Raw genomic sequence first — 20,550 nt, 5'->3', positions numbered from 1 at the left:
TTGCCCTTTCGTGCGGTGCCCTACCCCACTCCCCCCCCCCCCCCCCCCCCCACCCCCCCCCCCCCCCCCCCCCCCCGCTGCTCGTCGTCCTCGTCGGAGTAGTGCGCGCCGAGCGTGCAGCAGCCGTCGGACTCGCCCCGGCCCTCGCGGATGCCCTGGCAGCCCTGGCCGAAGATGCACGACCAGCGGGAGGTCAGCCAGGTGAGGTCGCAGCGGAAGACCTGCTCCTCGTCGTCGGGGTCGGTGAACTCGACCCAGGCGCGCGGGAAGTCGAGCGGGACCTCGGCGCGCAGGGTGGGCATCGCGAGGTCGATCGCGGTGGAACCGGTCTTGGACTTCTTCTTGGACGTGTCTGCTGCTGCCACTCGGCAAGGGTAGAGCCTCGGCGGCGGTGCGAACCGCCCGTGGCTTGGGCATTTGCGGCGATTTCACCGAGTGACGGCCGGGCTACGCAGTGCCGGTGGGCGTGAAGGCGGGGTGAAGAGGTCTCCGGCGTGCTGCGGGGGCGCCCGGAAGCGGCCCTAGGATGGCGGCCGGTCCGCTACGGGGAGGTACGGGGATGGCCAGCGGCAGCAGTACAGGCGGAGCCGGAAGCGGCAAGTTCGTCATCAAGCCGTGGGAACTGCACGGCGAGGGGCGGGAGTTCGAGAAGATCTCGCAGGACTTCGGGAAGGCCGCCGCCAGCCTGGAGCAGGCACTCGCCGCGCTCGGCAGTCCGTGGGGGCTGGACAAGCCGGGCAGCGGGTTCGCCGCCGTCTACAAGGACGCGCACGGCGGGCTGATCGGCGGCCTGCGCGGGCTGGCCGGCCGGCTCGGCCAGGTCGGCTCCGGGCTGCACACCATGGCCGAGCGGACCGCGGACGCGGACACCTCGGCCGCGACGGGGTTCGGCGGTGCGGCGGTGCCCGGTGCGAAGCCGGGCGCAACCCCGGGGGGCGGAAAGACCGTCCCCAAGGACATGTCGGCCTGACATCCGGCCCGTCCGGCCCGTCCGGCCCGTCCGGCCCGTCCGGCCCGTCCGGCCCGTGCGGCCGATGGCCCGCACGGCGAAGTCCGCAGTTCGAAGACCGCACGTCGAAGGGGGAGGCACGTGTCCCGGAAACTGCCCGAGGAGCTGGCGCCGGTACTGGCCAGGACCGGTCACCAGTGGCCGCAGGCCGACGAGGACGGGCTGCGCAAGGCAGCCGGGCTCTGGCGCGAGTTCGGCGTCGAGGCCGAACGCCTCGGCAAGCGCGGCGGGGACTCCGCCAAGCGCGTCGCCGGGGACAACTCCGGCCGCGCGGTGGAGGCCTTCGAGGCGTACTGGCGGGCGTTCAGCGGGAGCGGCAAGGGCCACCTGGACGACGCCCACTCCGCCACCGGCCTGATCGCCGGCGCCTTCGACAAGGCCGCCAGGGCCGTCGACAGCTGCAAGGGCGACATCGTCGCCACCCTCACCGAGCTGGCCGCCGAGCTGAAGAAGGCCGAGGAACAGGCGGCCAAGGCCAAGGAGGCCGCCGCCGGGATCGCCGCCGCCACCCAGACCACCCAGAGCGGGGGCACCGCCCCCGGGGGTCTCTTCGGCGGGCTCCGGCAGGGCGTCAACGCCATCGCGACCGGGGTGCAGAACGCCGCCACCGAGAAGGTCGCCGAGGTGGCGGCGGCGGTCGCCGTCGAGTCCGCGAAGCTGAAGATCGGCGGGCTGCTGGACGAACTCGGCCGGGCCATGAAGGACGGGCTGAGCGGCACGCTCAAGGAGCCCGCCGTGGTCGCCATGCTGCGCCTCGGGCCGGACGGGGGCCCCGGCGGCGTCCGCCCGGCCTCGTACACCGGCCCCGGCGGCGCGTTCGACCCGCTGGCCGCCGGCCTGCCCGCCGCGCTCGGCGAGCCCGGCGTCCTCGGCGCGGGCGGCGCCGGCCTGGCGGTGGTGGTCGGCAAGGACGGCAAGCCCGTGATCGGCGAGGACGGCAAGCCGGTGGTCGGCGTGCCCGGACTCGCGGTCAAGCTGGACGAGAGCGGCCGGCCGGTGCTGGACGAGCTCGGCAACCCCGTCATCGTCCGGGCCGACGGCACACCGGTCGCCGACCCGAGCGGGCTGCTCGTCGTCCGGGGCGCGGACGGCAAGCCGGTGGTCGGGGTGGAGGACCTCACCGTCAAGGTCGACGAGCACGGGCGGCCGGTGCTCGGCAAGGACGGCCGGCCGGTGCTGACCGACAAGGACGGCAAGGAGGTCGTCGTCCCGCTCTCCGAGCTCGCGGCGGGCGGCAAGGGGAACGGCCACGGGCTGGACGGCAAGCCGGGCGGCCCGCTCGCCGACGGGCCGGGTGCCGTGCTGCCGGGGGCGCCGGGCGCACCCGGGGCGGGGGTGACCGGGGCCGGGCCGGACGATGTGGTGATCATGGCCGGGGCCGACGGCAACGGGCACGGCCGGGGCGGTGGGCCGGGCTCTTCCGGTGGCCCCGGCGCGGACGGCTCCGCCGCCACCGACGGCGGCCGGGCGCCGGTGCGGACCGGCCCGGTGACCGGGGGCGGCGACTGGTCCCCGCCACCAGCCCACCAGGACAACCCGGGGCGGCCGGCCGCCCCGGCGAACCACGGCGGCGGGGGCGGCGGCCCGGCCGAGGGGGACTACAACCTGGCGCCGGCCACCCCGGCCGCGGCCTCGTACGCCTCCGGCGGCGGCGCGCCGGTCACCGTGCGGACCGACTCCGTGCTCGCCCCGCCCGCACCCTCGGCGCCCGCCTCGTACCCGCAGTACACGCCGGGGCCCGACGCGCCGTCGGGCGGAAACCCCTCGCACGGCAGCTCGTACAACGGCAGCAGCTCCTACGGCGGCCCGTTCAACGTGCCGGTCGGGGCCGGACCGGCCGGCGCGGGACCGGTCGGCCCCGGCCCGTTCGCCGGTGGGTCGGCCGGCATCGGCGGTGGTCACGGCGGGGGCTACAGCGGCTCCCCGGCGGCCGGGCCCGGCCCGGCACCGTTCGGCAGCGGCGTCGGCACCGGTCCGTCCGCCGGTGGCGTCCACACCGGTGCTCCGGGAGCGGCCGGGCCCGCCGGCCTGGTCGGCGTCCCGGTCGGCGCGGGCACCCCGGTGCCCGGCGGGTCCGGGACGCCCGGCGCCTCCGGGCAGCACGCCCCCGGCGAGGCCCGGCCCGGCGCCGGGCCGGGCGGCCCGCGCGCCGCCACCGGCGCCCCGCACCCCGTCACCGCGCCCGGCCCGCTGATCGTGCCGCCGCCCCCGGTGGCCCCGCCGGTCGTCGGCCCAGGCACCGGCCGCCCCGAGTTCCACCCGGGCGACCAGCGGCGCCGCCCCGACGGCTCCCCGACCGAAGGCCAGACCGGGCTCGACTGGGCCGCCGTCCCCGTCGCCACCGCCCACGCGATGGCCCTCCAGCTCGCCCTGCGGGGGAGGCGCGGCACCGCCCCCGACGAGCTCGTCCTCCGGCTGCGGACCATCGCCGACAGCCGCCCCTACGGCCTGCCCGGCGGCCTCGGACCCGTCGACCCCGAGCACCAGCGCGAGATCGAACGCCGCGCGCCCCGGGACGCCGACGGCCTCCCGCTGCGTCACCCCGACCCGGCGGCCGGCGGCTGGCCCGAGGTCGTCAACGACGGCGGACACCGCGAGCCCGGCCGGGCCAACAACAGCCTGGAGATCGCCCTCTCCGCCGTCGACACCTTCACCGGCCGCCCGACCTGCGCCGCCCCGCGCATCCCCACCGAGGGCGACGCGGGCGAACGCGGCGGGCGCGACCGCGCCGAACGCGAGCTCGGCGCACCCTTCCGCGACCTCGGCGACGGTGGAACGGCCTTCGGCCGGCTGGCCGGCGAACTGCGGCGGGCCGGCCACGGCTCCCAGGCCGTCCTGCTCACCCTGGACGGCTTCGGCCGCCCGCACGCCTGGAACGCCGTCAACCACAAGGACACCGTGACCTACCTCGACCACCAGGCCGGCCGTCAGGGCCCCGCCCCCCTGCACGAGGCCGCCCACGGGCTCTGGGCCATCGCCCTCGACCCCGACGGCCGCCCCCTCGACCTCGCCACCCGCCGCCCCGACTTCGCCACGGCCCAGGCCTCGTGACGTCCCGTCCGTCCGCCCGGCGCCGTCTCCCGGGGCGGGGGCCGGGGCGGCCGGGCCGCCGGCGGCGCGTGGGATCCTGGCAGGTGGCCGATGGGGGGCCGGGGGCCGGACCGGCGCTCCGGTGCCCGTCGGCCGGTCAGTTCGTCCGTGCCCGCGCCCATGCAAGGAGCTCCACCACGTGACCGACCGCGCGCAGGCGATCGAGGCCGCCCATCGCTGGATCAACGGAGAGCTGCCGAGGGCTTCGGCCGACGGTTCGACCGGGATCCGGCGGGTGCACTCGCACGAGTTCGAGCTGGGCTGGGTGGTCTGGGCGGAGCCGTCGCCGGCCCGGGTCGACCCGCTGACGGGGGAGCGGCGGGCGCCCGAGGAGGTGGGGGCGGCCTGTGCGGTGGTGGACCGCGAGACCGGGCGGTTCACCGTCTGGCCGTCGGTGCCGGTGGACGAGGTGGTCGCGCTCTACCGGGACTTCCTCGGGGCCGGCGCCCACGACCCGGCCCGGCCGCCGGCCACCGGCCGCGGCACCCGGGCCGAGCTGACCTACCGGGACGACCTGGGCGAGGTGCGCTCGCTGGCGCTGCGTTCGGCGCCCGGCCTGCCGCACCCGGCGCTGCGCGGCTGGTGGTGGCTGCGTGAGCAGGGCGTGCAGGCGGAGAACGTGCTGGCCGTCCACACCGATCTGCGGCTGAGCGCGCTGCCCGGCGGCTACTGGGCGTATGCGCTGGCGGCCGAGCTGCCCGACGTCCGAGTGGGCTTCGACCTGCCGTACGGGCCGCGCTTCGACCACCGCGCGGCGGCCGTCCGCGCCCTGCCGCCCGAGGCGCCCGAGGCGCCCGAGGAGAGCAGGGAGGCAGGGGAGGGCGGGCCGGCGCGCAACCGGGTGCCGTTCCCGCGCGCCCTGCCGCCGCTGCCCGCCGAGCCGGACGGGGTGCTGGCGGCCCGGCTGGTGGAACGGTTCGGCGCCGGCGGCGTCCAGCGGTTCGACCCGGCGGACGTCGCCCGGGCGGACCTGCCGGAGGCCTCCGCCCGCGTCCTGATGGCGGTCGGCGTGCCGGTGGCGGTCGAGGGCTTCTTCGCGCTGCACCACCCCCGGCCGGACGGGATCGCGGACGGCACCCGGCCCGGTACGGTGCTGCCGCCGCTGGCCGGCCATCTGGCGGAGATGGGCCGCGGCACCAGGGTGGCCGAGCGGGAGCGCCTGGCGCTGGCCCCGCAGCTGCTGCTGGGCACCGACGGCTGGGCGCTGATCACACTGGACACCGCCTGCGGCGCCGTGCGGGCGGTCGACCCCGACTACGCCACCGCCCGGCACTGCAACGACGGGCCGGCGTCCTTCGTCCGCTGCCTGGCGCTGTTCGCCGAGCGGCTGCCCGGCCTGCGCGGGCTCGACCCGTCGGCTGCCGGGGCCGCCGTCGACGCCTTGCAGCGCGGGTTGGCGGCGATCGACCCGACCGTCTTCGACGACCCGGAGAACTGGTGGGCCGTCATAGTCGAGCAGCTCTGGGACGGCCTGCTGTGACGGCGGGGGCGGACGCGTGCGTCCGGGTGATCTGTGGTGCGCCGCGGCCGGGGCGTACGGGGGAGCGGGCGCACCCTGAGGGGGACCGACCGCACTATCGGGTTGTCAGATCATCTTGACGACTCCTGGCCGACCCCCGACGATCCCCCCGAGCGCCCGCCTCCGCCGCGGCGTCCGAAGCAGAGCTGGAGTCATGCCGCCGTGACCACCTCGCCCCGCGCCGCCCGCACAGCCGCGCTCGCCGCCCTCGCCGTGCTGGCCGCCGGCTGCGCCTCCGCCCCCGGGCTGCGTGCCCGGCCGGCCGCCGCCGCCCGGCCGGTCTGCGACGGGCCGGTGGTGATCGGCCACCGGGGTGCGCCGCTCGACGCCCCCGAGAACACCATGGCCTCCTTCGAGAAGGCCCTCCAGCAGGGCAGCGACTGGCTGGAGACCGACGTCCAGACCACCCGGGACGGCGTCCCGGTGCTGATGCACGACGCCACCGTGGACCGCACCACCAACGGCAAGGGCGCCGTCGCCGACCTGACCTCGGCCCAGCTCGCCGAGCTGCGGGTGACCGTCGGCCCAGGCCCCGCCGAACCGGTGCCGACCCTGGAGGAGTTGCTGAAGCGGCTGACCGGCACCACCGTCACGCTGCTGATGGAGATCAAGTGGCAGCGCGCCGAGGACGTCTCCCGGATCGCCGGGATCGCGGCCGGCAGCGGCGCCCGGGTCTTCCTGTACTCGTTCTCCGCCGAGCACCTGCGCCAGGCCCACGCCGCCGCCCCCGGCCTGCCGGTGGTCCTCATCCAGGGCGCCGGCATCTCCGAGGATCCCGGCGGCCTGCCGCTGCACGGCATCGCGCTCGACGCCACGCTGGCCACCGCCTCCCGGATCGCCGCCGAGCACGGGGCCGGCCGCGAGGTCTACGTCTGGACACTGGACGACGAGGAGTCCTGGCAGCTGATGACCGAGCGGGACGCCGACGGCCTGATCACCGACACCCCCGCCCGGGCCCGCCGTTGGGCGGACGCCGACTGCCGCACCGGCCGGCCGGCCGCCGCCCCGCGCGGCGCCCGCGCGCACTGAGCGCAGGCCTTCCCGGCCGACCGGCCCGGACCAGCACCAGTACCGCCGTGCCAGGTCTGCCCCGAGGCCGGATCGCGTAGCGTGGAGAGTTATGCGACTCGGTGTGCTCGACGTAGGTTCCAACACGGTCCACTTCCTCGTGGTGGACGCCCATCCCGGGGCCGCCCCGCTGCCCGCGTACTCCCACAAGGCCGAGCTGCGGCTGGCCGAACTCCTCGACGAGCAGGGCGCGATAAGCGGACCGGGCGTCGACAAACTGGTCGGCATGGTCGCCTCCTCGCTGCGGGTCGCCGAGGACAAGGGCGTCGTCGACATCCTGCCGTTCGCCACCTCTGCCGTCCGGGAGGCCGCCAACGGCGAGGCGGTGCTCCGCCGGGTCGCCGAGGAGACCGGCGTCGAGCTGCGGGTGCTCTCCGGGCAGGACGAGGCCCGGCTCACCTTCCTGGCCGTCCGCCGCTGGTTCGGCTGGTCCTCCGGCCGGCTGCTCAACCTCGACATCGGCGGCGGCTCGCTGGAGATCGCCTGCGGGCTGGACGAGCAGCCCGACGTCGCCTGCTCGCTGCCGCTCGGCGCCGGCCGGCTGACCGGCCGCTGGCTGCCCGGCGACGTCGCCGACCCGGAGGAGCTGCGCGGCCTCAGACGCCACATCCGGGCCGAGATGGCCGCGGTGGTCGGCGAGATCGCCAGGCTCGGCGCCCCGGACCACGCCGTCGCCACCTCCAAGACCTTCAAGCAGCTCGCCCGGATGACCGGCGCCGCCCCCGCCGACGCCGGCCCGTACGCGGACCGGCGGCTCACCCGCAGCAACCTCTCGGCCTGGCTGCCCCGGCTCTCCGCGATGACCGTCGCCGAACGGGCGCAGATCCCCGGCGTCTCCGAGGGGCGCGCCAAGCAGCTGCTGGCCGGCGCGCTGGTCGCCGACGCCGCGATGGACCTCTTCGGCCTGGACGAGCTGGACGTCTGCCCGTGGGCGCTGCGCGAGGGCATCATCCTGCGCCGACTGGACACCATGGACAGCCCCACCGACCGCCGCCGCCCCGCCCTCACCACCTGAGGGTCCGGCCGAGGGCCGTCCGGACCGACCCCGAGGGCCTGCTCCCCGTTCCGGGCGCGGTCCGCTTACGCTGTCTCCCGTGGCGCAAGCAGCGGGCGAGGACGGGACGCAGGAGGGCCGCGCACCCGGGGACGGGCAGCCGCGGCCGGACGCCCCGCGCCGCACGCGCCCGGCCGGCGGGGACGGCCCCGGGGAGGGACCGGACGGGACGGCCGGCCGCTCCCGCAAGCTCGGCAAGGCGGTGAAGGGCGTCCGGGCGGCCAAGGTGGCGACCGCCGCCAAGACCGCGGCGGCGGCGAAGAAGGCCACCGGCGGGGTCACCCGGAAGGCCGCGACGAAGGCCGCACGGAAAGCCACCCGGAACGCCGCGCAGCAGACCGCGCAGGACGCCCCGGCGAAGGACACCCCGGCCGAACCGGTGAAGAAGCCGGCGAGGAAGCCGGCGAGGAAGGCCCCCGCGGCCAAGGCCCCCACCGCCCAGGCACCCCGTGAGACGCGGACCGCACGGGCCGCCGGCGCCGCCAAGGCCGCCGTGCAGTCGGTGAAGTCCGTCAAGGCCGCCCGGCAGGCCGCCGGCCGGACCGCCCCGCTGCTGCGCACCACCGACCGTCTGGTGCTGCCCCCGCACCCGGCCCTGCACATCCCCGACACCAAGGTCGCCCTCTCCACCGCCTCCGTCTACCCGGCCGGCACCGCCATCGCCTTCGAACTGGCCGCCAAGCTGGGCTACGACGGGGTCGAGGTGATGGTCTGGAACGACCCGGTCAGCCAGGACATCGAGGCGCTGCGCAGGCTCTCCGACGTCCACCGGATGCCGATCCTGGCCGTGCACGCGCCCTGCCTGCTGATCACCCAGCGGGTCTGGACCACCGACCCGTGGACCAAGCTGGTCCGGGCCCGGGCCGCGGCCGAGAAGCTCGGCGCGAGCGCCGTCGTCGTCCACCCGCCGTTCCGCTGGCAGCGCCAGTACGCCCGCGAGTTCGTCGAGGGCATCAACCGGATGGCGGGTGAGACCGACGTCCGCTTCGCCGTCGAGAACATGTACCCGTGGCGCTACCGCGACCGCGAGATGCTCGCGTACGCCCCCGGCTGGGACGTCACCGAGGAGGAGTACCGGCACTTCACCATCGACCTCTCGCACGCCGCCACCTCCCGGATCGACGCCCTCGCCATGGTCGAGCGGATGGGCGACCGGCTGGCCCACATCCACCTGGCCGACGGCAGCGGCTCCGGCAAGGACGAGCACCTGATCCCCGGCCGCGGCAAGCAGCCCTGTGCCGAGCTGCTGGAGCACCTGGCCCGCACCGGCTTCGACGGCCACGTGGTGCTGGAGGTCAACACCCGGCGCTCGGCGTCCCCCGCCGAACGCGAGGCCGACCTCGCCGAGGCGCTCGCCTTCACCCGGCTGCACCTGGCCACCCCGGCCCGGGTACGCTGATCGCGAACTGCCTTACGGAGGGGGAGATATGACGGACGCTACGGACTTCCGGGAGCTGGCCAAGTCCTTCGGTGGGGTGGCCGCCGAGTACGACCGGGCGCGGCCCTCGTACCCGGACGAGCTCTTCGACGAGCTGGAGCGCCTGGCCGGCCGCCCGCTGAAGGGCGCCCGGGTGCTGGACGTCGGCGCGGGCACCGGTATCGCCACCCGGTTGCTGGCCGGCCGCGGCGCCGACGTCATCGGCATCGAGCCCAACGACGGCATGGGCGCCCAGTTCCTGGCCTCCTCGCCGGGCCTGCCGCTGGTCAAGGGCACCGGCGACGAGCTGCCGTTCCACGACCACTCGGCCGACGTCGTCGCCTACGCCCAGGCCTTCCACTGGACCCACCCGGAGCGGTCCGTCCCCGAGGCGATCCGTGTACTGCGGCCCGGTGGCGCCCTGGCCACCTGGTGGAACGTGAAGGACAGCAGCGTCGGCTGGGTCCGCGCCATGGGCGAGCGGCTCGCCGTCGCCCTGCAGGAGAAGTACCACGGCTACGGCGCGGTCAACGAGATCGCCGGCCACCTCGCCCCGTACGACCTGCGGATCGGCACCGCCGTGCTGCGCTGGGAGCGCCGGGTCCCCGTCGACCACGTGATCACGGACCTCACCTCGCGCTCCTACATGGCCTCCCTCACCCCCGAGCAGCGCGCCCCGCTGCTCGCCGTCGAGCGCGAGGCACTGCTGGCCGAGTTCCCGGACGGCTGGGTGATCGAGCCGTACGTGCTGGACCTGACCGTGGCGCGCACCCGGGGCTGACCGCATCGCGGACGTGGCGTCCACCGCCCGGACGCCGGGCGTAGTCTCGGAAGACACAGCGGCCGCCGCACCCCCTACCGGCGGCGCCGCCAGCAGCCTCCGAAGGAGTGGAGCACAGTGCCCGAGCTGAAGTCCCGTACGGTCACCCACGGTCGCAACATGGCAGGCGCCCGGGCGCTTCTCCGGGCCGCCGGCGTAGCCCGCGAGGACTTCGGCAAGCCGATCATCGCGGTCGCCAACTCCTTCACCGAGTTCGTCCCCGGCCACACCCACCTGCAGCCGGTCGGCCGGATCGTCTCCGAGGCGATCAAGCAGGCGGGCGGCATCCCGCGCGAGTTCAACACCATCGCGGTGGACGACGGCATCGCGATGGGGCACGGCGGCATGCTCTACTCGCTGCCCTCGCGCGACCTGATCGCCGACTCCGTGGAGTACATGGTCAACGCGCACTGCGCCGACGCCCTGATCTGCATCTCCAACTGCGACAAGATCACCCCGGGCATGCTGATGGCCGCGCTGCGCCTGAACATCCCGACCGTCTTCGTCTCCGGCGGCCCGATGGAGGCCGGCAAGGCCACCCTGGTCGACGGCACCGTGCGCAAGCTCGACCTGGTCGACGCGATCTCCCAGGCGGTGAACGAGAACGTCTCCGACGAGGACATCGCGATCATCGAGGAGAACGCCTGTCCGACCTGCGGGTCCTGCTCGGGCATGTTCACCGCCAACTCGATGAACTGCCTCACCGAGGCGATCGGCCTCTCGCTGCCCGGCAACGGCTCGGTGCTCGCCACCCACACCGCCCGCAAGGCACTGTACGAGCGGGCCGGCCAGACCGTCGTCGAGATCACCAAGCGCCACTACCACCAGGACGACTACTCCGTCCTGCCGCGCTCGGTCGCCACCCGCGCCGCCTTCGAGAACGCCATCGCCCTCGACATCGCCATGGGCGGCTCGACCAACACCATCCTGCACCTGCTCGCCGCCGCCCAGGAGGCCGAGCTGGACTTCGACATGCGGGCCATCGACGCCATCTCCCGCAAGGTGCCCTGCCTCTCCAAGGTCGCGCCCAATGGCTCGTACTACATGGAGGACGTGCACCGGGCCGGCGGCATCCCCGCCATCCTCGGCGAGCTCTACCGCGGCGGACAGCTCAACGAGGACGTGCACACCGTCCACTCCGACTCGCTCGCCGAGTGGCTGAAGACCTGGGACATCCGCGGCGGTTCGCCGTCCGCCGAGGCCGTCGAGCTCTGGCACGCCGCCCCCGGCTGCGTTCGCTCCGCCGAGGCGTTCTCGCAGTCCGAGCGCTGGGATTCGCTGGACACCGACGCGGCCAAGGGCTGCATCCGCAGCGTCGAGCACGCCTACTCGGTCGAGGGCGGCCTCGCCGTGCTGTACGGCAACCTCGCCGAGGACGGCTGCATCGTGAAGACCGCCGGCGTGGACGAGTCGATCTGGACCTTCAGCGGCCCGGCCGTCGTGGTCGAGTCCCAGGAGGACGCCGTCGACGCGATCCTCACCAAGCGGGTCAAGGAGGGCGACGTCGTCGTCATCCGCTACGAGGGCCCCAAGGGCGGCCCCGGCATGCAGGAGATGCTCTACCCGACCTCCTTCCTGAAGGGCCGCGGCCTCGGCAAGGCCTGCGCGCTGGTCACCGACGGCCGCTTCTCCGGCGGCACCTCCGGCCTCTCCATCGGCCACGCCTCACCGGAGGCCGCGTCCGGCGGCACCATCGCCCTGGTCGAGGACGGCGACATCATCGCCATCGACATCCCCGGGCGGAAGATCTCCCTGGAGGTCTCCTTCGAGGAGCTGCACGAGCGCCGGCTGAAGCTGGAGGCCGAGGGCGGCTACCGGCCGAAGAACCGCGACCGCCAGGTCAGCCAGGCCCTGCGCGCCTACGCCGCGATGGCCACCTCCGCCGACAAGGGCGCCGTCCGCGACGTCTCCAAGCTCGGCTGACACCCCGCGCACAGCGCCGCGCACCACGAGGAGCCGTTCCGCCCGGCGGGACGGCTCCTCGCGTTCCCGCGGCACCGGGTGATAATCGGCCGTGTGACCGAGCACCCCACCCCCGCCCCCAAGCCCGCCGGCGCCCCCGAGCCGGAGCCGATCCGCTGGTTCGGCACCAGCTGGGTCGGGCGCGGCAGCGACTACTGGCCGCGCCGGGTCGTCGTGCCGATCGGCGCCCTGCTGGCGACCGCGGCAGCGGCCCTCGTCCTGCGCCTCGCCGTCGACGGCGTCCGGCTCTCCGACAACGGGGGCTTCGTCAACGGGCTGCTGCTCGCCGCCGTCGCGATCTGCTCCTGCCTCTCCGGCCTGCGCAACTGGAAGCTGCTCGCCGAGGGCAGGGACGAGCTGACCGGCTGGATGGCCGAGGAGAAGTCGCTCGGCGCGGTCTGGATCATCGGCGGGGCCGGCGCGCTGTTCGCCTACTTCCTCCGCAGCCTCGTCGAGGCCCCCGGCGAGGCGGTCAAGCGGGCCGGGTACGAGCGGGCCACCGCCGCCCACGGACGCCGCCAGGCCGGCCGCAGCGGCCGGCCCGACGCCAGGGCGCCGGGCCGGGGCAAGCGCAAGGGCTGAGGGCGGTCAGCTGCGGCTGACCGTGCCGCAGTCCTCGTGGTCCGTCAGGTCCTTGGAGCGGTCGTACGGGTCGGTGGTCGGCCCGCTCTGCTTCGGCTGCGGCCGGGCGAACTGGTTGAACTGCGGGTGGAAGTAGCCGTCGTAGACGTCGCAGGCGGAGTTGCCGGACTCCGACCGGCTCTTGCCGAAGTTGATCTTCTTCGGGTCGTTCCGGTACTTGCCCGGGTCGTAGAACCGGAAGTCCTCGATCTTCCGCACCACGGTGCGGGCGGTCCAGGTGTCCCCGGCGACATCGGCCGCCGGCACCACCAGGCCCGCCGGCCTGGCCGTCCCGTCGCCCTTGGGTGCCGGCGCCCCCGACTGCGGCGGGGCGCTCGTCGCCGGACGCTGGGAGGCGGCCCGCTGCGCGGCCTCCGGCCCCGGGCGCACGGCGTACACATAGGTGAAGTCGGTGTGCACCACGACACCCTTCTCGCCGTCGCCCTCGACGCTGATCCGGCCCTGCATCCTGACCGTGTCGGTCACCGGGATCGCCTCGCGCGGATCGAACCGGCCGAACGACCCGGTGGGGTCGTTCTCCTTCGACGGGTGGGCCAGCGCGGCCTCCAGCTCGTCGCGGGTCTCCCGTTCGAGCATCGCCAGCGCCGCGTCCGGCCGCCCGCCCGCGATCACCTTCGGATCCAGGTTGGCCGCCGCCAGGTACTCCTTCACCAGCTTGACCTGGGCGGTCACCTGATCGGCGCTGAACACCCCGATCGGGCCGGGGGCCTGCGGCAGCTCGAAGGCGTCCAGCGTGGTCGGCCAGCCCTCGGCGGGCGAGCCGGCCCACGGGTGGTCGACGGTCGGCTGCTTCGTGTCGGCGGTCGGCGGCGCGGTGGTCGGCTTCGCCGTCTCCGGGGGCGCGGTGGGCGCGGCGGAGGAGCTGCTGTCGCCGCCGTAGTGCTCGGAGTACCAGCTCCGCAGGGCGTTCAGGTTCAGCGCCGCCAGCAGCACCGCGACCGTCAGCACCACATAGAGCGGCGTGCGCCACTCCAGCCGGCGGCGCGGGCGGGGGCCGCCCCAGGGGTCGACCGGCTTCGGGCTTCGGCCGAACCGCTTCGCCTTCGCCGGGCCGTCGTTCACCGAGCGGCGGCCGCCCGGGTCGACCGGCGGGGTGTGCTTCCACTGGGCGGCGAGCATCCGGGTGCGGCCCGACTGCTCCTTCACGGCAGCGCCCTTGACGAACTCGTCGTCCAGGACGAGGTCGTCGAACGGGTCCTTCCCGCCCGCTCCGGACGGGTCCGCCCCGTCCGGGTTCCGGCCCTCGGACGGGCGCGGTTCTGGATCTTCGGCTATCGGCATCGCGCCAGTATGCCGAGGAGGTGTGACGGTTCCCCGATCGGGGCCACACCTTGTGGTGAACTCGTGCACGGTGTGCGGTGATCACCCCTTTTTGTCCGCTGCCGGGGCCGCCTCACCCCTTGCCGCGGGCCTGCTTCACCGAGCCGACCACACCCGCGACCGCCAGCAGCACGCCGGCCGGCAGCAGCGAGAGGAAGAACGCGCCGAACAGGCTCGCGTCGCCGAGGAACGTCTGCGCCAGCATGTTCAGCACCAGCAGTCCGCCGGCCGCCGGCAGCGCCGACTGCCAGGGGTGCTCGGCCGCCCACTTGCGCAGCCGCCGGTCGCCGGTGTCGCGGCGCAGCTGCCCGCCCACCGTGCCGACCAGGAAGAAGAAGAACAGCGCCCAGCCGGCCGGACCGGCCAGCATGCTCAGCGACCAGTTCCCGGTGATCGCGTCGATCCCCAGGGCCGTCGCCCCCACCACCGCACCGACACCCGCGGCCGTCCGCCACGGTCCCACCGTCGCGGCGGCGACGGCGGCTTGCCGGTTCTCACGTCGGGACATCTCTCCGTGTGCCATACGTCCACGGTGCGCCCGGGAACAGCCGCGGGCCATAGGGGAGAACCCCGAGTTTCTCCCTAGGTGTTCGTGGGCTTCCGCAGAATGGACGCTCCCGCTGCGGGCGGGCCGGCGGTGCGAGGATGGCGGCAGGAACGGATGCAAGGAGCGGGCATGGGCAGCGCAGCGGCGCACGGGCAGAAGATCGCCTTCCTCGGCACGGGCAAGATCGGGGAGGCCCTGCTCTCCGGTCTGCTGCGGGCCGGAAAGGACCCGGCCGACGTCCTGGTGACCGCCCGCCGGCCGGAGCGGGCCGCCGAGCTGGCCGCCACGTACGGGGTCGGCGTGGTGAGCAACAGCGAGGCCGCCAAGCTCGCGGACACCCTGATCCTCGCGGTGAAGCCGCAGGACATGGGCACCCTGCTGGACGAGCTGGCGCCGCACGTCAGCGCGGACCGGCTGGTGATCTCGGCGGCGGCCGGCATCCCCACCGCCTGGTTCGAGGCCCGGCTGGCGGCCGGCACCCCGGTGGTCCGGGTGATGCCCAACACGCCCGTCCTGGTGGACGAGGGGATGAGCGTGATCTCCGGCGGCTCGCATGCCACCGAGGCGCATCTGGAGCGGGCCGAGGAGATCTTCCGCTCGGTCGGCAAGGCACTGCGGCTGCCGGAGTCCCAGCAGGACGCGGCCACCGCGCTCTCCGGATCCGGCCCGGCGTACTTCTACTTCCTGGTCGAGGCGATGACCGACGCGGGCATCCTGCTCGGCCTGCCCCGGCACGTGGCGCACGACCTGATCGTGCAGTCGGCGATCGGCGCCTCGGTGATGCTGCGGGACTCCGGCGAGCACCCGGTGAAGCTGCGCGAGGCGGTCACCTCGCCGGCCGGCACCACCATCGCGGCCATCCGCGAGCTGGAGAACCACGGGGTGCGGGCCGCCCTGCTCGGCGCCCTGGAGGCGGCCCGGGACCGCTCCCGGGAGCTGGCCTCCGGGGGCAAATAGGGCCGCCGGAGGCGCCCAGTAGGCTCGACGGTATGGCCTATGACCTGGTGATCTTCGACAACGACGGTGTCCTGGTGGACAGCGAGCCGCTCTCCAACCGGCTGCTCGCCGAGTACCTGACCGAACTCGGGTACCCGACCACGACCGAGGACTCCTACCAGGACTTCATGGGCACCGCCGCCCACCGGGTCCACGACGTGATCGCCGAACGGTACGACGGCGCGAAGCTGCCCGACGGCTTCGACGGCCTCTTCCATGCCCGCGTGTTCGCCGCGTTCGACGCCGAGCTCACCGCCGTCCGGGGCGCGGAGGCGCTGCTGAAGGAGCTTCAGCAGTGCTCCGTGCCCTACTGCCTGGCCTCCTCGGCGAACCACGAGTGGATCCGCACCGCCCTCGACGTCACCGGCCTGCGTGGGTACCACGCCGAGGAGCGGATCTTCAGCGCCCAGGACGTCGGCGTCGGCAAGCCCGCGCCCGACCTCTTCCTGCACGCCGCCCGTACGCTCGGCGTCGACCCGGCCCGCTGCCTGGTGCTGGAGGACAGCCCCAACGGCGTGCTGGCCGCCCGCGCCGCCGGGATGGACGTGTACGGCTACACCGCGCTCACCGACCCGGCCAAGCTCACCGCCGCCGGTGCCACCGGGCTGATCGCGGCCCTGGCCGAGGTGCCGGCGCTGCTCTGAGCCCGCCGGGGCCGCGGTGGAGAACTCCCGCGCGACCCCTCCCGCAATCGCCCGCCACCGCCTACGCTCTCGCCAACATCGTCGTACCGGCCAGTAGCGAGGTCCGTGTGAGCACCGCGATACCCCCTCGGCTGCGGCAGGCCAGAGCCGCGCTCGCAGCGAGCTTCCTGCTCCAGGGCGTCACCTTCGCCCTGCTGGTCACCTGCATCCCCGAGATCCAGGACCGGTACGGGCTCAGCGACGCGCTGCTGCCGGTCTTCCTGGCCGCCGTGCCGGTCCTGGCCGGGGTGGGCTCGATCGTCTCCGAGCAGCTGGTGAAGCGGACCGGCGCGCGCGCCGTGCTGCGGGTGGTCCAGCCCGCCGTCTGCCTCAGCCTGGCCGCTGCCGGGCTCGGTGGGACGCTCTGGCAACTCGCCCTCGCGCTGGGCGCGTTCGGGCTGCTGGTCGGTGCGCTGGACGCCAGTATGAACATGCTCGGGGTGGGCCTCCAATACCGCTACGGCCGCTCGGTCATGCTCGGCTTCCACGCCGCGTTCAGCCTCGGCGGCATCCTCGGCGCGGCCCTCGCCGGCCTCGGCTCGCACTACGACCTCGGCCTGCCCGTCCTGTTCGGGACGGCCGCCGCCGTGATCGCCCCGCTCGCCGTGCTGGCCGGCACCCTCCCCCGGCCTTCGGCCGGGGGGACCCCCACTGCCGGGCCCGCCGAGCTCGGCGACGCCGTCCGGGAGGCCGCCGAGGCCGCCGCCCGGTCCATCCCGTGGCGGCCGCTGCTGCCGCTCTGCCTGGCGATGGCCTTCGCCTACATCGCCGACGCCTCGGTCTCCAACTACAGCGTCAAGTACCTCACCGACGGCCTGGGCAGCCCCGAGGACGTCGCCAAGCTCTCCTATCTCGGCTACATGGTGGCGATGCTGCTCGGCCGGGCGGTCGGAGACCGTGCGGTGCAGCGCTGGGGTGCCGTCCCGGTGGTCCGCGGCGGAGCGGCCCTGGCCGCGCTGGGCTTCGCGGTGGCGGCCGCCGCGCCCGGTGCCCCGGCCGGGATCGCCGGGTTCACCGTGCTCGGCTTCGGGATCTGCGCGATCATCCCGCAGGTCTTCGCGGCCGGCGGGCGGCTCTTCCCGGCCGACTCGGACGCCGCCGTGGCCCGGCTCAACCTCTTCAACTACGTGGGCTTCCTGGTCGGTTCGCCCCTGGTCGGGGCGATCGCCGGTGCCGGCTCGTACCGCTGGGCGCTGCTCGCCCCGATGCTGCTGGTGCTGGCCGTCCTGCCGCTGGCCGGCCGGTTCGCCCCGGCCCCGGTGCTGGCTCCGGCGACGGCCTGAGGCCGAGGCCCGACGTCCGAGGCCCGACGTCCGAGGCCCGACGTCCGAGGCCCGACGTCCGAGGCCTGACGGCCGAGGCCTGCTGTCAGAGGTCCGGGCGCTGGGCTCAGGGCTCAGGGCTCGCGGATCTCGTCCAGTGACTCCTGCATCAGCGCCTTGGCGCGGGTGAACCAGTCCGCGAGGACGGCGATCTCGGCCGGCGTGTAGTCGGCGAACAGCGCGCCGAGGCGCTGGTAGAACGGGCCGTAGACCTCCAGGATGCGCGCCTGTGCCGACTCGGCCATCACCACCCGTACCCGGCGCCGGTCGGCGGGGTCGGCCTCCCGGTGGGCGTAGCCGGCCTTCTCCAGGCGGTTGAGCACGCCGGTCACCGCGCCGGTGGTCAGGTGTGCCCGTTCGGCGAGGTCGCCGGCGGCCAGCGGCTCCCCGGCCAGGGCCGCCTCGATGACGAAGCCGAGGCAGGTGAGGTCGGTGACGTTCAGTCCGAGCCGTGCGGCGATGTCCTGTTGTCCGAACTGTGCGAGCGCGATCATCCGGTCCATCGCGTACTGCGCCTGCTCGGCCGTCGCCTGCGGGCGCGGCTTGCCCTCCACGGGAGATCTCCTTAGCATCTAAGTTACTTAGCTCGTGAGATAAAACGCCTGCGCGGCCGCTCCGCACTGCGGTCCGGCCGGTCGCGGGTCCCATCACACCAAAGAGGAGACATGGGCGCACACGACGAGCACGACATGGGCCACACCGTCGCCGGCTGGACCGGCGTCGCCCTCGCGGTCACCGGCAGCGCCGTCGCCGGCCTGGCCCTGGTGGCCGGCTCGGCGGCAGGGCTCTGGCTCGGCGCGGTGGTCACCGCGCTCGGGGCGCTCACCGCCTGGCTGCTCCACCTCGCCGGCTGGGGCAAGGCGACCGGCCCGCGTCCGCCCGGCCGCCGGCACTGGCGCACCCGCGACGCGGCCGCCCGGTACGGCCACCCCGACTGCCTCGGCTGCCGCCTGGCGGGCCGGACCGGTGCCGGGGCCGTCGCCGCCGGGGCCGCCGCCGCGAGCGGTGCCGAGGCCGCCCCCACGCCCCGCCCGGCCGGCCGGCCCGCCCGCGGGTAGCCGCGCCCACGGGCCGGGGGCACGCCCCTGGCGGCCGTCGCACCGCCGCGACGCACTACCGTGGAGGCCATGCCCGAAGCCGAGCGTGACACCCCCTGCGGCCTGCATCTCTTCTGGGACGAGGCGGTCACCGCCTACGACTTCGGTCCCGGCCACCCGATGGACCCGGACCGGCTGGCGCTCACCATGCGCCTGGTGGAGTCCCTCGGACTGAACACCGGGCCGGGTGTCACCGTCCGCTCCGCGCCGCCGGCCGGCGACTCCACCCTCCACCTGGTGCACACCCGCGAGTACGTCGAGGCGGTCAAGCACGCCGCCGCCCACCCGGACGAGCGGGACCAGCGGCACGGGCTCGGCACCGACGACAACTGGGCCTTCCCCGCCGTGCACTCCGCCTCCGCGCTGATCGCCGGCCAGTCGGTGGCCGCCGCCGAGGCCGTCTGGCGCGGAGAGACCCCGCACGCCGTCAACTTCGCCGGCGGCCTCCACCACGCCATGCCCGGCAAGGCGTCCGGCTTCTGCATCTACAACGACCCCGCGCTCGCCATCGCCCGGCTGCTCGAACTCGGCGCCGAGCGGGTCGCCTACGTCGACGTGGACGTCCACCACGGCGACGGCGTCCAGCAGGCGTTCTGGGACGACCCCCGGGTGCTCACCGTCTCGCTGCACGAACACCCCGCCACGCTCTTCCCGCAGACCGGCTGGGCCACCGAGACCGGTGGCCCCGACGCCCCCGGCACCGCCGCCAACCTGCCATTGCCCGCCGGCACCGGCGACTCCGGCTGGCTGCGCGCCTTCCACGCCCTGGTGCCCGAGCTGCTGGCCGCCTTCCGCCCGCAGGTCCTGGTCACCCAGCACGGCGCGGACACCCACCTGGAGGACCCGCTCGCCCACCTCGCCGTCACCGTCGACGCCCAGCGCCTGATCGCCGAGGAACTGCACGCCCTGGCCCACGAGCACGCCGACGGCCGCTGGATCGCGCTCGGCGGGGGCGGCTACGCCGTCGTGGACGTCGTCCCGCGGACCTGGACCCACCTCGTCGCCACCGCCGCCGGCCGGCCCGTCGACCCGGCCACCGAGACCCCGGAGGCCTGGCGCGCGGAGGTGTACCGGCGCACCCGCCGCCCGGCCCCGCTGCGGATGACCGACGGCGCCCGGCCGGCCTGGCGCGACTTCGACGCGGGATACGATCCGGCCGACCGGCTCGATCAGGCGATCCTGGCCGCCCGCCGCGCCGTCCTGCCCCACCACGGCCTGCTGCCCTGACCAGCGGCCCTGAACCGCGGCCCCCGGTTGTGAAGGGTGTGGGCGGTGCGCACGGACGGTACGGCAGACCGCCGAGCGACTACGTACTGCAACAGTCCTATCTCTCACCGTACGAGGACTGCGCTTCTCCCTCTTCCCACTGGTACCACCCATAACTACTCTGGGGATACACGTGTGCCGGTGGAGTCACCGGAGGGGAAGCCGGTGCCTTGCACACGGGTAAGGGTCGGGTGATGGTCATGAGTTCCGGCGAACGCCCCCTGCAGGAAGTCGTCTTCCTGACCGTGGCCGAAGTGGCCGCGGTCATGCGGGTGTCCAAGATGACGGTGTACCGGTTGGTGCACAGCGGAGAGCTGCCGGCCATCCGGGTCGGGCGGTCCTTCCGGGTGCCCCAGCAGGCGGTGCACGAGTACCTCAAGGAGTCCTACGTGCGGCTCGAGAGCGCGTAGGGCAGGCGGCGGGTCGGGGCTCACAGCCGGTGGGCCCCGCACCCGTTTGCCGCAGATTTCCCCCGAGTTTCCCGGTCACGGGGAGCACGATTACGGCCCTGGCCGTACGGACGGTAGGCTAGGCCCTCCGTCAGTCGTATGGACTCCGTCTCTCACGGACGGGAGTCTCAGTGAGCGAGGGTTGTTCCGTGGGCTCTGTCATCAAGAAGCGTCGCAAGCGTATGGCCAAGAAGAAGCACCGCAAGCTTCTGAAGCGGACCCGCGTGCAGCGTCGCAACAAGAAGTAAGCGCCCGCCGCGCCCTGCGCGCCCGGCGCTTCCACCGCCCG

The 20,550-nt window shown here is 74.8% G+C and carries 19 protein-coding genes and 1 pseudogene; 16 read left to right on the top strand and 4 right to left on the bottom strand.

Features of this window, described 5'->3' with window-relative positions:
- Positions 1-65 precede the first annotated feature (65 nt).
- Positions 66-302: pseudogene (locus ACZ6NC_RS16355) on the bottom strand (hypothetical protein); the annotation flags it as partial.
- A 257-nt stretch (positions 303-559) separates the two neighbouring features.
- Between ACZ6NC_RS16355 and ACZ6NC_RS16350 the strand changes: the two are divergent.
- From ACZ6NC_RS16350 to ACZ6NC_RS16310, 9 genes are all read left to right on the top strand, one after another.
- Positions 560-970 (top strand): hypothetical protein, encoded by a 411-nt coding sequence (locus ACZ6NC_RS16350; protein WP_465733164.1) that lies wholly within the window; start codon positions 560-562, stop codon positions 968-970.
- A 120-nt stretch (positions 971-1,090) separates the two neighbouring features.
- Positions 1,091-4,060: a toxin glutamine deamidase domain-containing protein gene (locus tag ACZ6NC_RS16345; RefSeq protein WP_465733162.1), complete on the top strand. Its 2,970-nt coding sequence runs from the start codon at positions 1,091-1,093 to the stop codon at positions 4,058-4,060.
- A gap of 178 nt (positions 4,061-4,238) precedes the next feature.
- A complete protein-coding gene (locus ACZ6NC_RS16340) occupies positions 4,239-5,579 on the top strand; it encodes an SUKH-4 family immunity protein (protein ID WP_465733160.1) in 1,341 nt (446 codons plus the stop codon).
- Between the two features lie 201 nt (positions 5,580-5,780).
- Positions 5,781-6,647, top strand: coding sequence for a glycerophosphodiester phosphodiesterase (locus tag ACZ6NC_RS16335; protein ID WP_465733158.1), 867 nt, complete (start codon positions 5,781-5,783; stop codon positions 6,645-6,647).
- 91 nt (positions 6,648-6,738) lie between these two features.
- Positions 6,739-7,701, top strand: coding sequence for a Ppx/GppA family phosphatase (locus ACZ6NC_RS16330; protein ID WP_465733156.1), 963 nt, complete (start codon positions 6,739-6,741; stop codon positions 7,699-7,701).
- Between the two features lie 610 nt (positions 7,702-8,311).
- Entirely contained in the window at positions 8,312-9,139 is an 828-nt protein-coding gene (locus tag ACZ6NC_RS16325) for a sugar phosphate isomerase/epimerase family protein (RefSeq protein WP_465733381.1), read from the top strand.
- A 28-nt stretch (positions 9,140-9,167) separates the two neighbouring features.
- Entirely contained in the window at positions 9,168-9,938 is a 771-nt protein-coding gene (locus ACZ6NC_RS16320) for a class I SAM-dependent methyltransferase (RefSeq protein WP_465733154.1), read from the top strand.
- A 117-nt stretch (positions 9,939-10,055) separates the two neighbouring features.
- Positions 10,056-11,900 carry a dihydroxy-acid dehydratase gene (ilvD, locus tag ACZ6NC_RS16315; protein WP_465733152.1) on the top strand — a complete coding sequence of 615 codons (1,845 nt, stop codon included), beginning with the start codon at positions 10,056-10,058 and terminating at the stop codon, positions 11,898-11,900.
- Between the two features lie 93 nt (positions 11,901-11,993).
- Positions 11,994-12,521, top strand: coding sequence for a hypothetical protein (locus tag ACZ6NC_RS16310; RefSeq protein WP_465733150.1), 528 nt, complete (start codon positions 11,994-11,996; stop codon positions 12,519-12,521).
- A 6-nt stretch (positions 12,522-12,527) separates the two neighbouring features.
- Here ACZ6NC_RS16310 and ACZ6NC_RS16305 read toward each other — a convergent pair whose 3' ends face one another.
- Positions 12,528-13,862, bottom strand: coding sequence for an SCO2583/SCO2584 N-terminal domain-containing protein (locus ACZ6NC_RS16305; protein ID WP_465733148.1), 1,335 nt, complete (start codon positions 13,860-13,862; stop codon positions 12,528-12,530).
- 112 nt (positions 13,863-13,974) lie between these two features.
- Positions 13,975-14,409 (bottom strand): hypothetical protein, encoded by a 435-nt coding sequence (locus ACZ6NC_RS16300; RefSeq protein WP_465733146.1) that lies wholly within the window; start codon positions 14,407-14,409, stop codon positions 13,975-13,977.
- A 168-nt stretch (positions 14,410-14,577) separates the two neighbouring features.
- Between ACZ6NC_RS16300 and proC the strand changes: the two genes are divergently transcribed.
- The 3 genes from proC (at position 14,578) to ACZ6NC_RS16285 (ending at position 17,410) form a co-directional block, all read left to right on the top strand.
- Positions 14,578-15,405 carry a pyrroline-5-carboxylate reductase gene (proC, locus tag ACZ6NC_RS16295; RefSeq protein WP_465733144.1) on the top strand — a complete coding sequence of 276 codons (828 nt, stop codon included), beginning with the start codon at positions 14,578-14,580 and terminating at the stop codon, positions 15,403-15,405.
- Positions 15,406-15,437: 32 nt separating this feature from the next.
- Positions 15,438-16,088 carry an HAD family hydrolase gene (locus ACZ6NC_RS16290; protein WP_465733142.1) on the top strand — a complete coding sequence of 217 codons (651 nt, stop codon included), beginning with the start codon at positions 15,438-15,440 and terminating at the stop codon, positions 16,086-16,088.
- 107 nt (positions 16,089-16,195) lie between these two features.
- Positions 16,196-17,410 (top strand): MFS transporter, encoded by a 1,215-nt coding sequence (locus ACZ6NC_RS16285; RefSeq protein ID WP_465733140.1) that lies wholly within the window; start codon positions 16,196-16,198, stop codon positions 17,408-17,410.
- Positions 17,411-17,523: 113 nt separating this feature from the next.
- On the opposite strand, the gene ACZ6NC_RS16280 is transcribed toward ACZ6NC_RS16285, so the two are convergent.
- The gene (locus tag ACZ6NC_RS16280; RefSeq protein ID WP_465733138.1) at positions 17,524-18,003 is read right to left on the bottom strand and encodes a MarR family transcriptional regulator; all 480 of its coding nucleotides are present in this window, start codon (positions 18,001-18,003) and stop codon (positions 17,524-17,526) included.
- A 111-nt stretch (positions 18,004-18,114) separates the two neighbouring features.
- On the opposite strand from ACZ6NC_RS16280, the gene ACZ6NC_RS16275 reads away from it, so the two are divergent.
- From ACZ6NC_RS16275 to ACZ6NC_RS16260, 4 genes are all read left to right on the top strand, one after another.
- Positions 18,115-18,507, top strand: coding sequence for an HGxxPAAW family protein (locus ACZ6NC_RS16275; RefSeq protein ID WP_465733136.1), 393 nt, complete (start codon positions 18,115-18,117; stop codon positions 18,505-18,507).
- A 69-nt stretch (positions 18,508-18,576) separates the two neighbouring features.
- Complete coding sequence (locus ACZ6NC_RS16270; protein ID WP_465733134.1) at positions 18,577-19,773, top strand: acetoin utilization protein AcuC; 1,197 nt, start codon at positions 18,577-18,579, stop codon at positions 19,771-19,773.
- A 239-nt stretch (positions 19,774-20,012) separates the two neighbouring features.
- Positions 20,013-20,222: a helix-turn-helix domain-containing protein gene (locus tag ACZ6NC_RS16265; protein ID WP_148644250.1), complete on the top strand. Its 210-nt coding sequence runs from the start codon at positions 20,013-20,015 to the stop codon at positions 20,220-20,222.
- A gap of 170 nt (positions 20,223-20,392) precedes the next feature.
- Positions 20,393-20,509: a 30S ribosomal protein bS22 gene (locus tag ACZ6NC_RS16260; protein WP_425311139.1), complete on the top strand. Its 117-nt coding sequence runs from the start codon at positions 20,393-20,395 to the stop codon at positions 20,507-20,509.
- Positions 20,510-20,550 lie beyond the last annotated feature (41 nt).

The sequence above is a fragment of the Kitasatospora sp. NPDC041988 genome, from assembly GCF_055588525.1.
Note: the sequence above shows the minus strand (reverse complement) of the source record. Positions and strands in the feature narration are given on the sequence as shown.

Coding starts and splice junctions, on each gene's coding strand:
- ACZ6NC_RS16265 (WP_148644250.1), top strand. CDS start 20,013: ATGAGTTCCGGCGAACGCCCCCTGCAGGAAGTCGTCTTCCTGACCGTG.
- ACZ6NC_RS16300 (WP_465733146.1), bottom strand. CDS start 14,409: ATGTCCCGACGTGAGAACCGGCAAGCCGCCGTCGCCGCCGCGACGGTG.
- ACZ6NC_RS16305 (WP_465733148.1), bottom strand. CDS start 13,862: ATGCCGATAGCCGAAGATCCAGAACCGCGCCCGTCCGAGGGCCGGAAC.
- ACZ6NC_RS16270 (WP_465733134.1), top strand. CDS start 18,577: ATGCCCGAAGCCGAGCGTGACACCCCCTGCGGCCTGCATCTCTTCTGG.
- ACZ6NC_RS16350 (WP_465733164.1), top strand. CDS start 560: ATGGCCAGCGGCAGCAGTACAGGCGGAGCCGGAAGCGGCAAGTTCGTC.
- ACZ6NC_RS16320 (WP_465733154.1), top strand. CDS start 9,168: ATGACGGACGCTACGGACTTCCGGGAGCTGGCCAAGTCCTTCGGTGGG.
- ACZ6NC_RS16290 (WP_465733142.1), top strand. CDS start 15,438: ATGGCCTATGACCTGGTGATCTTCGACAACGACGGTGTCCTGGTGGAC.
- ACZ6NC_RS16330 (WP_465733156.1), top strand. CDS start 6,739: ATGCGACTCGGTGTGCTCGACGTAGGTTCCAACACGGTCCACTTCCTC.
- proC (WP_465733144.1), top strand. CDS start 14,578: ATGGGCAGCGCAGCGGCGCACGGGCAGAAGATCGCCTTCCTCGGCACG.
- ACZ6NC_RS16275 (WP_465733136.1), top strand. CDS start 18,115: ATGGGCGCACACGACGAGCACGACATGGGCCACACCGTCGCCGGCTGG.